Origin of the sequence: Cryobacterium sp. TMT2-17-1, from assembly GCF_004402765.1 — a bacterium.
GTDB lineage: Bacteria > Actinomycetota > Actinomycetes > Actinomycetales > Microbacteriaceae > Cryobacterium > Cryobacterium sandaracinum.
On sequence record NZ_SOGC01000002.1, the window covers coordinates 82,158 to 95,593 of the forward strand.

The window sequence follows — 13,436 nt, forward strand, 5'->3', positions numbered from 1 at the left end:
AGTCCCGGATCGGGCAGCTGAGGAACGGCGAAACAGGAGTTATTTGATGGTCTCGAGAACCGCTGCGACCTTGTCCTGGAGTTCGGTCGTCATCGATGCCGCGCCGGCGGATGCTACCGCTTCGGCCTGGCCCTCGGCGCTGGCCATGTAGCCGACGTAGGCTTTGACGAGCTCAGCCTGGGCGGGGTCGGCGTACTCGGTGCAAACGATCGCGTAGCTGACCAGGACCAGCGGGTACTCGGCCGGGTTGTCGGTCATGCGGTTGAGGTCGAACGCGAGGTCGTTGGCTTCGCGGCCCTCGACGAGAGGAGAACCGTCGACGACGGCGGCGGCGGCTTCGGCGCTGTACGCGACGAACTCGTCGCCGACCTTGAGCTTGGCGACCCCGAGGTCTCCGGCGCGCGACGCGTCGGCGTAGCCGATCGTGCCCACGCCGTTGGTGACGGCGTCGACGACGCCCGAGGTGCCCTGCGCACCCTCACCGGTCTGGAACGGGAAGGTGTCGGAAGCCTTCTCGGTCCACACGTCCGGGGCGTTCTGGCCGAGGTAGTCCGCAAAGTTCTTCGTGGTGCCCGAGTCATCCGAGCGGTGCACGGCGGTGATCGCGGTCGACGGGAGCGAGACGCCCTCGTTCAGTGCGACCAGGGCCGGATCGTTCCAGGTGGTGATGGCGCCGGAGAAGATCTTGGCCAGCGTGTCGGCGTCGACGTTGAGGTCGTCGACCCCATCGACGTTGAAGATCACGGCGATGGGGGAGATGTAGACGGGCAGGTCGACCGCGGTGGTGTCCGCTGCGCAAGAACCGAAGGTGCCGGCGAGCTCGTCGTCGCTCAGGTAGGAGTCGGAGCCTGCGAAGTCGGAGCCACCGGCGATGAACGCCTCCCGACCTGCGCCGGAACCGGACGGGTCGTAGTTGATGGTGACGTCCGGGTTCGCGGTCTGGAACGCTGAGATCCAGGCTTCCTGGGCTGAGCCCTGGGAGGACGCGCCACCGGCGTTGATCGTGCCGGTGAGGGCGCTGGCGGAGTCGGACTCCGGTGCAGCGCCCTCGTTCGCGGCGCAGGAAGACAGTGCCAGTGCGGCGACGACGGCGATGACCGCGGGTCGGCCAAAACGCATGAAATTCACAGATATCCCTTTCGAGGGTTGACTTCATAACAAGTGACTGCAGGTTCGAGGCCGGTGCTGGCCTCACCGTGACCATATTCCGCCTGGTTAACGACACCCCTGCGAAAAGGTTAACGGAAGGTGAACGCGGCGGGGCAGGCCGAAAGAAGCAGCGGGGCATTCACCGAATACCGTGGTCAGAGGGCAGGCGAGTGTGTTTCGATCGCGACGATTCCCGCGCTCGGATTGTCGGCGGAGAGGTGCACCACCGAGAACGACCCGGTTTCGAGGGCCGCCGCGTCGGAGATGTACGCACCGTGGGTGGTGCCGGTGGCCAGGGCGATCTCGTGCAGGATCTCGGGGAGAACCGGCCCGTGGCTACAGATCACAGCAGTCTTTCGCGACCGCACCCGCTTGCCGATGCCGGAACGGACATCCGCTAGGCCCTGCTCGAACGCGTCCTGGCTGTAGCGTTCGGTGCGCTTGATCTGGATGCCGGTGGCCGCCGCGAGCGGGGCCACGGTGGTCACGCAGCGGGTCGCCGTGCTCGACACGATCCGCAGGGGCTGCCAGGCGGTGATCGTGGGCACGATGGCGGCGGCCTGCTTGACGCCGCGCTCGGTCAGCGGCCGGCTGCAGTCGGGGCCGTCCCAGTTGCCGGGCTGCACGGTCTTGCCGTGGCGGAGCGCGATCAGGGCGAAGGTGCGGGTGACACCGGTGTCGACGAGTTTGGCGAATGCGTCGATGATCTCCACGTCGGGCGTGTAACTGAGGTAGGTGCGGGCCTTCTTGATGGTGACCCACTCGATCGCCGCGACCTCGCCGTTGGGCACGAAGGTCGAGTGCTGGATGGCCGCGGGCGTGATCTCTGCGGCCCAGTAGTGAACGATCTTCTCGCGGCCGTTGAGCAGCGAGTAGGCGGAGATGCCCAGTGGCACGCCGAGGGCCACGGCCAGGCCGGTCTCCTCCCCGATCTCGCGCACGGCCGTCTGCGGCAGGGTCTCGCCTGGGTCGACCTTCCCTTTGGGAATGGTCACGTCGCCGTACACGGTGCGATGGATCAGGAGAACGTGGATCTTGCCGTCGATCAGGCGCCAGCAGACGGCGCCCGCAGCGTAGATGGCAGGGTCGCTCATCGGCGCCCCGCCGGGCGCTTGCGGAGGGAGATTTGTTGCATGAGCCTGTTCTGCATGTCGTCGAGCGGATGGCCGGAACCGTCCAGGTGGTGGCGCGTCCATTCGCCCGAGCTGTCCAGCCACCACGATGAGGTTCGGTCGTCCATGGCCCGGGTGAAGAGGGCGTCGATTTCGGTCAGGTGGTCAGGGTCGACGAGGCGCACCAGCGCCTCGACCCGGCGGTCGAGGTTGCGGTGCATCATGTCGGCGCTGCCGATGTAGACCTGCGGGTCACCGTTGGTGTGGAACGAGAAGATCCGGGAGTGCTCCAGGTATCGCCCGAGAATCGAGCGCACCTTGATGGTCTCGCTCATCCCGGGGACCCCGGGCTTCAGGCTGCAGATGCCGCGCACCCAGATCTCGATCGGCACGCGCGCCTGGCTGGCCCGATACAGTGCGTCGATGATGGCCTCGTCGACCATGGAGTTCACCTTGATCCGGATGCCCGACGGCTTGCCGGCCTGGGCGGCCGCGGTTTCCGTCGCGATGCTCTTGAGCAGGGCGCGGCGCAGGTGCAGCGGCGCCACCAGCAGGCGCTTGAACTTCTTCTCGATCGCGTAGCCGGAGAGTTCGTTGAACAGACGGGTGAGGTCCTTGCCCACCTGCGGGTCCGCGGTCAAGAGCCCGAGGTCTTCGTAGAGACGGCTGGTCTTGGGGTTGTAGTTGCCGGTGCCGATGTGGCTGTAGTGGCGCAAAACGCCGTCTTCGTTCCGCACCACGAGCGCGAGTTTGCAGTGCGTCTTCAGGCCCACGAGGCCGTAGACCACGTGCACGCCGGCCTTCTCGAGCTTGCGGGCCCAGGTGATGTTGGCCTGTTCGTCGAAGCGGGCCTTGATCTCCACCAGGGCGAGCACCTGCTTGCCCGACTCGGCGGCTGCGATCAGCGCCTCGACGATGGGGCTGTCGCCCGAGGTACGGTACAGGGTCTGCTTGATGGCGAGCACGTCCGGGTCGGCCGCGGCCTGCTCGAGGAACGCTTGCACGCTGGTCGCGAACGACTCGTACGGGTGGTGCAGCAGGATGTCCCGGCGCGAGATGGCGCTGAAGATGTCCGGTTCCGCGTTCGGTTCCGGGGCGAGCAGCTGAACGGCCGTCGTCGGCACGTGCTTTATGTAGCGCAGGTCCGGGCGGTCGATCCGCAGGTCGAACAGGCCGCCCAGGTCGAGCGGGGCCGGCAGGCGGTACACCTCCTGATCGGTGACGTCCAGCTCGCGCACGAGCAGGCCGAGGGTGACCTCGTCCATGTCTTCGGTGATCTCGAGACGGATGGGCGGGCCGAACCGGCGGCGCAGCAGCTCCTTCTCGAGGGCCTTGATCAGATTCTCGGTCTCGTCCTCTTCGATCTCGACGTCTTCGTTGCGGGTGACCCGGAAGACGTGGTGCTCGAGGATGTCCATGCCCGGGAACAGATCTCCGAGATGGTTCGCGATCAGGTCCTCGAGCGTGATGAAGCGTACGCTGTCTGCCTTCTCGCGTCGGTCCACGCGCACGAAGCGGGGGAGCATGGTGGGCACCTTGAGCCGGGCGAACTCCTGCTTGCCGGTTTTGGAGTTGCGAACCCGGACCGCGAGGTTCAGCGAGAGCCCGGAGATGTAGGGGAATGGATGCACCGGGTCGACCGCGAGGGGCATCAGCACCGGGAAGATCTGGTTCGAGAAGTAGTCGCGCAGGGAACGGCGGTCGGCATCGTCCAGGGTGTCCCAGTTGACGATGTCGATCCCGGCTTCGGCGAGGGCCGGGCTGACGAGGTCCTGGAAGGCGTGGGCGTGCCGGGCCTGCAGAACGTGGGCCGTGGTGGAGATGTCGGAGAGGGCGTCCTGCGGGGCGCGCCCGATGTTGGTCGGCACGGCCAGCCCGGTGAGGATGCGGCGCTTCAGGCCGGCGACCCGCACCATGAAGAATTCGTCGAGGTTGCTGGCGAAGATGGCCAGGAAGTTCGCCCGTTCCAGAGCCGGGAGATCGGGGTCCTCCGCGAGCTCGAGCACCCGCTGGTTGAAGGCCAGCCAGCTCAGTTCCCGGTCGAGGTAGCGCTCGGTGAGGAGCGCCGGATCGTTCACGCCGATCAGGGGATCGAAATCATCGTCAAAGTCGCTGCCCAGGCCCGAGTCGGTCTGAATGTTATCGCCGTCCATTCAACCATCTTGACACTGCGGACCGCGCGAATGCGACGATCTTGGATGAACACTGGTCAACGCGGGCTGCGGCGGTACTGCACATCGATCGTTCGCTCGGTGAACCCGAGCGAACGATACAGGGCCACCGCGGCGGCGCTGTCGGCCTCCACATACAGGTCCGCGGTACGGCACCCGCGTTCGCGGAGGCGGTCGAGCCCGGCCAGCATGAGGCGGCGGCCGACGCCGCGACCGGCGGCATCCGGGTGCACGCCGACGACGTAGATCTCGCCCACCGGGGAGCCCGACTCGATCTTCAACCAGTTGTAGCCGACCATCCGACCGGTGCCAGTGCCGGCGTCGCGGGCCACCAGGAAATCACCGGCCGAGAACCACGGTTCGGCACAGCGGGCGGCCAGATCGCTCGCGGTCAGAGCCCCCTGCTCCGGGTGCGCGGCGAACACCAGCGCGTTCAGCGCCACCCATTCCGCGTCGTCCGGCCCGGGCCGGAACGCGTCGATCTGGACGGCGGCACGGATGCCGGTGCGGGCAGGGGCTCCGGGCTCGGCCGGCGCGCTGCCGGCTGTCTCCTTCGACAGGTCCAGCCGCAGCTGCAGCAGGGTGCGCTCGGCCGTGAAAGCGAACCGCTCGGCGAGCGCCCGGGCAGCGGGGTGGTCGCCGTGCGACCAGATCGTCAGCTCCCCGGGCGCGTCGGCCAGGATTTCGGCCAGGGCGGCCGCGCCGTACCCGTGCCGGCGTCGGGCCGGGTCGACGACGAGGTCGAGTTCGCCGGCGCCGAGGATGCCCGCACCCACGACGACGTTCCCGTCCTTCTCCACGACCAGGAACGGGGCGCGGTGCCCCGCGGCCACGTCGAAAAGGGACTGTTCGTTGAACGGCGCGTAGCCGTCGCCCTGGGTAGCGGTGGCGCTGACCCGGTGGAACTCGGCCGCGAAGGCGGCATCCGTCAGATCAGGCGCAAACCGGATGAATACCACGGGTGCCGTCCTGTTCCTGCACATTGAAGCGGTAGCCCACGTTGCGCACGGTGCCGATCAGGGATTCCTGGTCGCCGAGCTTGGCCCGCAGTCGCCGCACGTGCACGTCCACCGTGCGGGTGCCGCCGAAGTAGTCGTAGCCCCAGACCTCGCTGAGTAGCTGTTCCCGGGTGAAGACCCGCGACGGATGCGCGGTGAGAAAGCGCAGGAGCTCGAATTCCTTGTAGGTGAGGTCCAGCGGCCGGCCGTGCACCTTGGCGGAATAGCTGGCCTCGTCGATGATGACCCCGGCGGCGCGGATGGTGGCGGATTCCTCCGTGCGGGGCACGCGCCCGACGGCGAGGCGGATGCGCGCATCCACCTCGGCCGGCCCGGCCGTCTCGAGGATGACGTCGTCGACGCCCCAGTCCGGGCTCACCGCGGCCAGGCCGCCCTCCGTGATCACGAGCAGCAGCGGAACGGTGTTTCCCGTGGTGCGCAGAATCTGGCAGAGCGACTTGGCCGCCATCAGATTGGAGCGGGCATCGACGAGCATGAGGTCGGCGTCGGGCGCCGTCACGAGCTGGTCCGGCTGGGCGGGGATGGTGCGCGTGCCGTGTGACAGCAGGGCGAGGGCGGGAAGAACGTCACTGTTGACCGCCGAGGTCAGGATCAACAACTGGGCCACACTCACCCTCCAAGGATTGTGCGCCCCATCCTAGCGTGCCGCGGAAAGGGTCCCGGGCAGGGCAGAATGAGAGGGTGAGCTGGCAGTGGAAGAGCGTCGTCGTGGTGTGGTTGTTCGCGTTCGCGTGCGCCGTGCTGGCCGGATGGCTGTCCCTGCCCGGCCAGCATCTGATCTGGATGAGCCTCTCCTTCGCCGGCTGCACGATCGGAACCCTGAGCGTACAGCTCGCGACCGGACGCAAGGAAGGTTACGTGGACCGGGTGACGACCAGCCTCGTCGGTGCCGTGGCCGTGCTCGCCGCCGCCACCGGAATCTTCGCTCTCGCCGGGCTCCTCTGACTCTGATCTGAGTCAGCCCGTGCTCGTGTGGTTCTGCTGAGGCGTGCCGAGGGGTTATCGCGCGCGAGCGGGCTAGAGTAAGACGTATGTCTATCCTCGCTATCGAAATCTTCTTCCTGGGGCTGCTCGCGCTGGCGAGCCTGTCGATCGCCTGGGTGTCCGGCTTGGTTCTGTTCAAGCTGTACCGGGGGCAGCGGTAGCCCTCGATGTTTGAGCTGCCCCCTCAGCTCCCCTCCGAACTGGTGCCGCTGTCGTGGCTCCTCGGGGTGTGGGAAGGTTCGGGAATCATCGACTATCAGATCGGCGAAGAGTCCGTCAGCCGGGAGTTCGGTCACCGGTTGAGCTTCAGCCACGACGGCCTGCCGCACCTGAATTACAGCTCCTACACCTGGCTCGAGCCGACGCCCGACTCCGACGGCGGTGAGTCGACGCCGCTGATGACGGAAACCGGGTACTGGCGGCTGAGCCGTGCCCAAGGGCTCGGCGATCCCGGTCCGGGTCTGCTGCCGGCCGTGGGTGAGCATCCGTTCGTCACCGCTGCGGCGGTCGAAACCCTCCGCAACGCCGACAACGGCTTCGATATCGACGTGACCATCGTGCACCCCGGCGGAGTCGCGGAAATCTACCTCGGCCAGGTCAAGGGTCCGCGCATCGACCTGGCGACGGATGCCGTGATGCGCACCCAGGGTGCCAAACCCTACTCGGCGGCGACGAGGCTCTATGGTCTGGTCGACGGCCATCTGCTCTGGGCCTGGGACATGGCCGCCTTAGGTCAGAGCCTGCGCACCCACGCGTCCGGCCGCCTCAAGCGCGTCGAATAAACCGGGCATCCCTGCGCGTCACATCCAGGCGCCCCGGCGCCGAACCGTCCGTTGGAAAGAGTTCCCATGACCGATGCACCCGTGTCCCCTCTCCCGTCCTCGCCGCTCAGATCCCCGCTGCTCGAACTCGACGGCGCGGTGCAGGCCGAGGGCATCGACGCCGGCGTGGCCGCGCACTACGGCGGACCTCTCACGGAGCAGCGCCGGCTCCTCGCCGGCGGAGCCGTCGTCGACCTGTCCCACCACGGCGTGCTGAGCGTCGCCGGACCGGACCGGTTGACCTGGCTCAACTCCATCTCCAGCCAGGAGCTGCGCCGCCTGGCGCCGGGGGAATCCACCGAGACGCTCCTGCTCGACCCGAACGGCCACGTCGAATACGCCATGGCGGTCATCGACGACGGGGTGGAGACCTGGCTGCTGGTCGAGGCAGCCCAACTTCCTGGGTTGCACGCGTGGCTCGACACGATGCGCTTCACACTGCGGGTGCAGGTCGTCGACCACACTCTCGCCTACGCCGTGATCGGGTCGATGGGTGACCCGTCGGTGTTGCCGCTCACACCGGCCGCGCCGAGCGGAGTGCCTCTGGTGTGGCACGACCCCTGGACCCAGGTCTCCGCGGGCGGATACCAGTACGCGCCTGGACCGGCGCACCCGGCCGCCGCGTGGCACTGGACCGAGACCCTCGTCCCCCGCGCGTCCCTGCCGGCTCTGCGCGACGCCGTGCGGAACGGAGGGGTCGCCGCGGCCGGCCTTCTCGCCGTCGAGGCCCTCAGGATCGCGGCGTGGCGCCCGCGCCGGGCCACAGAGGTCGACGAGAAGAGCCTGCCGCACGAACTCGACTGGCTGCGCAGCGCCGTTCACCTGAACAAGGGCTGCTACCGCGGCCAGGAGACCGTGGCCAAGGTACACAACCTCGGGCATCCGCCCCGCCGCCTGGTGCTGCTGCACCTGGACGGCTCCGACGCGGTGCTCCCCGTGCACGGGGACGAAGTGCAGGCCGTGAAGCAGCTGGCCGACGGAACCACCGAGCACCGCGGGATCGGCCGGATCACCTCCAGCGCCATCCATTACGAGCTGGGCCCGATCGCGCTCGCCACGGTGAAGCGCACCGTTCCCGCCACGGTCACCCTGTACGTGGCCTCCCAGGACATCCTCGTCGCGGCCGCGCAGGAGGTCATCGTGCCTCAGTCGGCGGGCTCGGTGGCCGATATCCCGCGCCTGCCCCGGCTCGGCATCCGCACGCCCGGCCACTGACGCCGGTCACTGACCCCGGCCACTGACCCGGGCCGCCGACCCAGCCCCGGCGCGCTCGCCACGTCGGTAGAGTTGGACTCATGTCAGATGTATACAATCTCATCCTTCTCCGTCACGGCCAAAGCCTATGGAACCAGGAAAACCTTTTCACCGGCTGGGTGGATGTCAGGCTGAGCGAGCAGGGCGCGGGCGAAGCCAAGCGCGCCGGCGAGCTTCTCGCCGAGTCGGGCCTGCTGCCCGACATCCTGCACACCTCATTACTTACCCGCGCCATCCAGACCGCGAATATCGCTCTGGAAGAAGCCGACCGGCTGTGGATCGACGTCAAGCGCTCCTGGCGGCTCAACGAGCGCCACTACGGCGCCCTGCAGGGCCTCGACAAGGCGGAGACCCTCGACAAGTTCGGGCCCGAGCAGTTCCAGCTGTGGCGCCGCTCCTTCGACGTTCCGCCGCCCGTGCTGGCCGACGATTCCCGCTGGTCTCAGGCGCACGACCCGCGTTACGCGGCGCTCGGCGACGACCTGCCCCGCACCGAGTGCCTCAGCGACGTCGTCGACCGGATGCTGCCCTACTGGGAATCCGACATCACCCCCGACCTGCGTGCGGGCAAGACGGTTCTCGTCACCGCCCATGGCAACTCGCTGCGCGCGCTGGTCAAGCACCTCGATGGCATCAGCGACGCGGACATCGCCGAGCTGAACATCCCCACCGGCATCCCGCTGGTCTACCGCCTCGGCGCGGACATGATGCCGCTCGGCCCCGGCCGTTACCTTGACCCCGAGGCTGCCGCCGCCGGTGCTGCCGCCGTCGCGGCCCAGGGAAACAAGAAGTAGCGTCCAACCCACCAGGAACGAGAAAGCCCCGGAAGCAACTGCTTCCGGGGCTTTCTCGTTCCTGGTGACGCCGGAGCGCCTGGACTCTAGGCGTTCGTGTTCTGCTGCCAGGCGCCGGTGCCGAGGTACTGCACCTTCTTCGCAATCGAGACCGCGTGGTCGGCGAAGCGCTCATGGTAGCGGCTGGCGAGGGTGGAGTCGACCGTGTCGGCCGCCTGGCCCTTCCAGGTCGCCCCGAGCACGGCGTCGAACACGCTGAGGTGCAGCGCGTCGACCTTGTCGTCTTCGTTGCGGATGGTTTCGGCCAGCTTCATGTCCTCATTGGTCAGAAGCGCGGTGAGCATGTGCGCGATTGCCGTGACGAGCGTGCCCATCTCGGCGAAGGTGGCGCGCAGGCTTTTCGGCACGACCTTGTCGGGGAACCGGTAACGGGCCAGCTGGGCGATGTGCGTGGACAGATCGCCCATCCGTTCGAGCGACGCGCTGATGCGCAGGGCGCTGACGACGATGCGCAGGTCGCGTGCGACCGGCTGCTGGCGGGCCAGGATCGTAATGGCCAGCTCATCGAGTTCGATGGTCAGCTCGTCGATCTTCTCGTCTTCGGAAATCGCTTCTTCCGCCAGACCGACATCGGACTCGTTGAAGGCGCGCGTCGCCTTGTCGATGGAGATCGCCACGAGTCGGGAGATCTCGACAAGGCGATCCTGCACTTCGGCGAGTTCCTGCTGGAATACTTCACGCATGGTGTGTGGTCCTTCCTGGGCGCGCGTAACACGCAGACGCGTGAGACCCACCTGGCCCCACCGAATCATGGGGGAGGGAGGTTAACGGCAGGTGCCGTGGTCTTGAACTCTACCTAAAGTAGCCTGCGCGCCGGGACGGCCCTGTCACCACCCGGAATAAACGTCAGTATTCTGGATGAATGGAATCGACAGGGCTTGTGCTTCTGGCGCTGGCCCTCGGCCTGACTGTCGGGGCCGGTTTCATGACGCTGCTGCACGTGGCCGAGCGTCACGGTCGGCGCGCCGCCGAGGTCGTCAACCCGGCCGTCCCCGACGGAATCGACCAGGTGCTCGACGCGCTGGAGACGGCCGGTGCCGTCGTCGACCCGTCCAACAACGTGATCAAGGCATCCCAGGCCGCGGTGTCGATGGGACTGGTCTGGAACCGGCAGTTGGTGCACTCCGAGCTCCTGAACCTGATCAGCCAGGTGCGCCGTTCCGGCGAGCCGATCTCGGACCATCTGGTCCTCTCCCGCGGGCCCTTCGGTGATGCCAGCATGCGGGTGCGGGTGCGGTTGGCCCGGCTGGGAACACGGTACGTTCTGGTGCTGGCGGAGGACCGCACCGAGGCCTTCCGGCTCGACGAGGTGCGCCGGGACTTCGTCGCCAATATCAGCCATGAGTTGAAGACGCCCATCGCCGCCGTGGGGCTGCTGGCGGAGGCGCTCACCCAGGCGGCGGACGAGCCGGTGCAGGTGCGCCGCTTCGCGAACCGCCTCACCACTGAGTCCGGTCGCCTCAGCCGCCTGACCCAGGAGATCATCGAATTGTCGCGCCTACAGGCGCAGGATTCCCTGACCGAGCCCGAGATCGTCAACGTCGACGTCATCGTGGCCACGGCGGTGGACCAGAGCCGGGTGACCGCGGAGGCGGACCGGATCACGATCGCCCTCGGCAAGAAATCGGGGGCTGAGGTGAGCGGCGACGAGCGGCTCCTCGTGATGGCCGTGCACAATCTCGTGGCCAATGCCGTGAACTACTCAGCAGAGGGTTCCCGCGTCGGGGTCGGGGTGCGCAAGAACGCCGGAGTCGTCGAGATCAGCGTCACCGACCAGGGCGTGGGCATCGAGGAAGCCGATCTTGATCGGATCTTCGAACGCTTCTTCCGGGTCGACCAGGCCCGCTCGCGGCACACCGGCGGTACGGGGCTCGGCCTCGCGATCGTCAAGCACATCGTTCAGATCCACGGCGGCGACATCCGCGTCTGGTCGCAGCCGGGCAGCGGTTCGACCTTCACCATCCGCCTCCCGGAGGCGCCGCACCCCGCTTCGGCGGCGATAGGAGACACCCCATGACCCACATCCTTCTAGTCGAAGACGAGAGCGCGCTCAGTGAGCCGCTGAGCTTCCTGCTCGAGCGGGAGGGGTACGAGGTCACCGTCGCCGAAGACGGTCCGAGCGCCATCAGCGAGTTCGACCGCACCGGTGCAGACCTGATTCTGCTCGACCTCATGCTCCCCGGCATCCCAGGCACGGAGGTGTGTCGGGAGATCCGCACGCGGTCGTCAGTGCCGATCATCATGCTGACCGCCAAGGACTCCGAGGTGGACATCGTGGTCGGGCTCGAGCTCGGCGCCGACGACTACGTCACCAAGCCGTATTCGACCCGGGAACTGCTCGCCCGCATCCGTGCCGTTTCCCGGCGCCACACCGACGAGGTCGGGGAGGACCTGAGCCTGCTGTCGGCGGGCACAGTGCGGATGGACACCGAGCGGCACACCGTGACAGTGTCCGGCGAGATCGTGAACCTGCCGCTGAAAGAATTCGAGCTGCTGGAGTTCCTGCTCCGCAATGCCGGCCGGGTGCTCACTCGAGGTCAGCTGATCGACCGGGTCTGGGGCAGCGACTACTTCGGGGATACCAAGACCCTGGACGTGCACATCAAGCGGATCCGGTCGCGGATCGAAGCCGCCCCCTCGGATCCGACCATGCTGGTCACCGTGCGCGGCCTGGGCTACCGCTTCGACGCCTGAGGCCGGGGGCGACGGAGGGCGCCCGCGCGGGAATGCGTGCCGCGATCCGGAGCGGCCGGTCGCCCTCGCCCTACGGGGCGGAGGTCGGCAGCAGCGTCGAGTACTCCTCGAGCGAGCCGTCGAGCACCGGGACGAGAACTTCGACGCCGGTCTCGTTGCCGTACTGGAAGAAGACGGGGAACAGCGATCCCGGCGCGACGTCGGCCGCGACGGTGACGGTCGGGGCATCCGGTGTGCCGAACGTGACGCTGGAGTTCGCGTCCACGTTCACCTCCTGGGTGAACTTCTCGGTGCCGTCGTCGTACTGCACGTTCAGGCTGTGTGCCGAATCGCCCGAGTTGACGACGGTGACCACGAGGTTGGCGATGTTGCCGTCGTCCGACAGAAGCATGGCGTTGCGGATGGCGAGGTCGCCGACATTGCCGCTGACTCCGTCGCTCGCGTCGTATTTCGCGGTCGTCGACTGCGGTGCCAGGAGATTGCAACCGCTGGTCCCCAGAAGGATGCCGGTCGCCACAACGACGGACACGATGATACGAGCTTTCACAACGCCTCCAACAGATCACCGTTCCGCCTGACGGCCAAACGCTGCAAATTTAGCTTTCCCCTTCAGCCTACCGGCTCCCGTCGGGCTGAGCCGCGCGCGCCCGGGCGCGGCGCACCTTACCACTGGCGGCTGTGGTATCCTCGACGTTGCTGAAGGGATACACATATGCTGTTTGAGGTTGGCGAAACTGTCGTTTATCCCCACCATGGTGCTGCGACGATCACCGAGGTGAAGACGCGCATGGTCAAGGGTGAAGAGAAACTGTACCTGAAGCTGAATGTCACCCAGGGCGATCTGACCATTGAGGTTCCCGCCGAGAACGTCGACCTGGTCGGCGTTCGCGACGTGATCGGCCAAGAGGGTCTCGACAAGGTGTTCGAGGTACTGCGCGCTCCCTTCACCGAAGAGCCCACCAACTGGTCCCGCCGGTACAAGGCCAACCTGGAAAAGCTCGCATCCGGCGACGTCATCAAGGTGTCGGAGGTCGTTCGTGACCTGTGGCGCCGCGACCAGGACCGGGGCCTGTCCGCCGGCGAGAAGCGGATGCTGGCCAAGGCCCGTCAGATACTTATTTCAGAGCTGGCCCTGGCGGAGAAGACCGACGAAGAGAAGGCCTCCACGGTCCTCGACGAGGTCTTGGCGTCCTAACCGGCATAGCCGGAACCGGCAGAATCAGAACCCACGTAACCAGACTTGCTTTCGATGGAGGGCGGCGCCGCGAGGTGCCGCCTTTCGCATTTCGTGCTTCCGACGCCCGCACCGACGCGGTCTTTTGCCGCAGTACCTCCCGCACCACTTCGTACTCACCGTCTCGCGTCCATTCGTCGCCGA

The 13,436-nt window shown here is 67.2% G+C and carries 14 protein-coding genes; 7 read left to right on the plus strand and 7 right to left on the minus strand.

Annotation, left to right across the window (positions count from 1 at the left end):
- Positions 1-39 precede the first annotated feature (39 nt).
- From pstS to E3O47_RS00425, 5 genes are all read right to left on the minus strand, one after another.
- Entirely contained in the window at positions 40-1,119 is a 1,080-nt protein-coding gene (gene pstS / locus E3O47_RS00405) for a phosphate ABC transporter substrate-binding protein PstS (protein ID WP_134373877.1), read from the minus strand.
- Positions 1,120-1,304: 185 nt separating this feature from the next.
- Entirely contained in the window at positions 1,305-2,243 is a 939-nt protein-coding gene (locus tag E3O47_RS00410) for an NUDIX hydrolase (protein WP_104100156.1), read from the minus strand.
- Positions 2,240-4,414 carry an RNA degradosome polyphosphate kinase gene (locus tag E3O47_RS00415; RefSeq protein WP_134401423.1) on the minus strand — a complete coding sequence of 725 codons (2,175 nt, stop codon included), beginning with the start codon at positions 4,412-4,414 and terminating at the stop codon, positions 2,240-2,242. Before E3O47_RS00415 ends, E3O47_RS00410 begins: the two co-directional genes overlap by 4 nt.
- Positions 4,415-4,470: 56 nt before the next feature.
- Positions 4,471-5,391 (minus strand): mycothiol synthase, encoded by a 921-nt coding sequence (gene mshD / locus E3O47_RS00420; RefSeq protein ID WP_198418007.1) that lies wholly within the window; start codon positions 5,389-5,391, stop codon positions 4,471-4,473.
- On the minus strand, positions 5,366-6,058 hold the full coding sequence (locus tag E3O47_RS00425; RefSeq protein ID WP_104100153.1) for a response regulator transcription factor: 693 nt from the start codon (positions 6,056-6,058) through the stop codon (positions 5,366-5,368). Before E3O47_RS00425 ends, mshD begins: the two co-directional genes overlap by 26 nt.
- A gap of 74 nt (positions 6,059-6,132) precedes the next feature.
- Between E3O47_RS00425 and E3O47_RS00430 the strand changes: the two genes are divergently transcribed.
- The 4 genes from E3O47_RS00430 to E3O47_RS00445 all read left to right on the plus strand — a co-directional run bounded on the left by E3O47_RS00430 (position 6,133) and on the right by E3O47_RS00445 (position 9,304).
- Positions 6,133-6,396 carry a hypothetical protein gene (locus E3O47_RS00430; RefSeq protein ID WP_104100152.1) on the plus strand — a complete coding sequence of 88 codons (264 nt, stop codon included), beginning with the start codon at positions 6,133-6,135 and terminating at the stop codon, positions 6,394-6,396.
- Positions 6,397-6,602: 206 nt separating this feature from the next.
- Positions 6,603-7,217, plus strand: a complete 615-nt coding sequence (locus tag E3O47_RS00435) for an FABP family protein (protein WP_104100151.1) — start codon at positions 6,603-6,605, stop codon at positions 7,215-7,217.
- Positions 7,218-7,283: 66 nt separating this feature from the next.
- Positions 7,284-8,471 (plus strand): folate-binding protein YgfZ, encoded by a 1,188-nt coding sequence (locus tag E3O47_RS00440; protein WP_104100150.1) that lies wholly within the window; start codon positions 7,284-7,286, stop codon positions 8,469-8,471.
- A gap of 80 nt (positions 8,472-8,551) precedes the next feature.
- Entirely contained in the window at positions 8,552-9,304 is a 753-nt protein-coding gene (locus E3O47_RS00445) for a phosphoglyceromutase (RefSeq protein WP_134419287.1), read from the plus strand.
- Positions 9,305-9,390: 86 nt separating this feature from the next.
- Here E3O47_RS00445 and phoU read toward each other — a convergent pair whose 3' ends face one another.
- Positions 9,391-10,047 carry a phosphate signaling complex protein PhoU gene (gene phoU, locus E3O47_RS00450; RefSeq protein ID WP_104100148.1) on the minus strand — a complete coding sequence of 219 codons (657 nt, stop codon included), beginning with the start codon at positions 10,045-10,047 and terminating at the stop codon, positions 9,391-9,393.
- Between the two features lie 179 nt (positions 10,048-10,226).
- Here phoU and E3O47_RS00455 point away from each other — a divergent pair, with 179 nt between their 5' ends.
- Together E3O47_RS00455 and E3O47_RS00460 are read left to right on the plus strand one after the other, a co-directional pair.
- A complete protein-coding gene (locus E3O47_RS00455; RefSeq protein WP_104100147.1) occupies positions 10,227-11,381 on the plus strand; it encodes an ATP-binding protein in 1,155 nt (384 codons plus the stop codon).
- Complete coding sequence (locus E3O47_RS00460; RefSeq protein ID WP_134342231.1) at positions 11,378-12,058, plus strand: response regulator transcription factor; 681 nt, start codon at positions 11,378-11,380, stop codon at positions 12,056-12,058. Before E3O47_RS00455 ends, E3O47_RS00460 begins: the two co-directional genes overlap by 4 nt.
- A gap of 70 nt (positions 12,059-12,128) precedes the next feature.
- Here E3O47_RS00460 and E3O47_RS00465 read toward each other — a convergent pair whose 3' ends face one another.
- The gene (locus tag E3O47_RS00465) at positions 12,129-12,605 is read right to left on the minus strand and encodes a hypothetical protein (protein WP_134342232.1); all 477 of its coding nucleotides are present in this window, start codon (positions 12,603-12,605) and stop codon (positions 12,129-12,131) included.
- Between the two features lie 165 nt (positions 12,606-12,770).
- Between E3O47_RS00465 and E3O47_RS00470 the strand changes: the two genes are divergently transcribed.
- The gene (locus tag E3O47_RS00470) at positions 12,771-13,253 is read left to right on the plus strand and encodes a CarD family transcriptional regulator (RefSeq protein ID WP_104100144.1); all 483 of its coding nucleotides are present in this window, start codon (positions 12,771-12,773) and stop codon (positions 13,251-13,253) included.
- The last annotated feature ends 183 nt before the right edge of the window (positions 13,254-13,436 follow it).